1 protein-coding gene is annotated in these 1313 nt (G+C 64.7%); it reads left to right on the top strand.

Translation table 11 applies throughout. The annotated features are described in order from the left end of the window. Positions 1-32 precede the first annotated feature (32 nt). Positions 33-1288 (top strand): IS3 family transposase gene (locus MU407_RS13985; RefSeq protein WP_102237479.1). Its coding sequence is split into 2 segments (ribosomal slippage): positions 33-339 and positions 339-1288, totalling 1257 coding nucleotides; the frame shifts between segments, so codons are not numbered across the junction. Positions 1289-1313: the final 25 nt, after the last annotated feature.

The raw sequence follows: 1313 nt of genomic DNA, 5'->3' as shown, positions 1-1313 counted from the left end.
GTGGGCTTACCCTTCTGTTGTTGACACCTGAGATGGCGGGTCGTGGTGACCTGCGGGAGGTTGTCGTCATGAGGAAGCGGAAGAGCTATACGCCGGAGTATCGTCGGGAGGCGGCGGCTTTGGTGTTGGATACGGACCGGCCGATCGCGCATGTGGCTGCGGAGATCGATGTGGGCCCGCAGTTGCTGGGCCGCTGGGTGCAACAAGAGCGTGAGCGCCGGGGACCGGCGCCGGGTCCGGATGCGCCGTTAGCGGCTGAGGAACGTGAGGAGCTGAAGTGTCTGCGGCGGCGGGTCTATGAGCTGGAGAGGGACAATGAGTTCCTGGGAAAAGCAGCCGCCTTCTTCGCGTCGAGGCCACCCCAGCGGAACGGTTCGAGCTGATGGATGCGCAGAAGGCGAACTTCGAGATCACGCGCATGGCCAGGCTGCTGGGTGTGACTCGTCAGGGCTATTACGCCTGGCGGCGGCGTCGCGAGCACGGCCCCGGGCCGAGGGCTCAGCGGCGGGAGGTGATCGACCAGGCTGTGCGCGAGGCATTCCAGGCCTCTGATGAGGTCTACGGGGCTCCGCGGATCACCCGCGAGCTCGCAGGCCAGGGCATGATGGTCGACCGTAAGACGGTCGCTGCGTCCATGCGTCGCCAGGGGCTGGAGGGCATCAGTCCGCGCATGTTCACCCCGGTGACGACGATCCAAGACTCCTCTGCCCGGGGTTTCGCGGACTATGTCCAGCGGCGGTGGGACCAAGGGCGTCTTGATGCGGTCTGGATCAGTGACATCACGTATCTGCCCACCGGCGAGGGGTGGCTCTACCTCGCTGCGGTCCGTGACGGGCATTCCCGGCGCGTGCTGGGCTGGGCGATGGACGAGTGCCAGGGCGCCAGTGTCGTTGACCGAGCACTGCGTATGGCCCATACCTTGCGTGGCGATGTGCCAGAGGGGCTGGTGTTCCATGCTGATCGCGGCACCCAGTACACGTCCAAGACGCTGTTCGAGACCTGCGAGGAACTGGGGATCTGTCAGTCCATGGGACGGACCGGAGTGTGCTGGGACAATGCGATGGCCGAGTCGTTTTGGGCCACGCTGAAGACCGAGTTCTACGATCGTCGGTCCTGGCCGACTCGGGCCGAAGCTCGCCGCGAGGTCGCTCGCTGGATCGAGATCGTCTACAACCGTCGCAGGCTGCACTCCAGCCTCGACTACACCAGCCCGGTCGCGTTCGAGAACGCCATCAAACGCGACCAGGCCAAAACCGAAGAACACGCAGATCAAGCCCAAGCAGCTTGATCAACCGTCAACAACTTGCGGGCAA

The organism is Brachybacterium sp. Marseille-Q7125 (genome assembly GCF_023062615.1).
GTDB lineage: Bacteria > Actinomycetota > Actinomycetes > Actinomycetales > Dermabacteraceae > Brachybacterium.
This window is presented reverse-complemented; position numbering and strand designations above follow the sequence as displayed.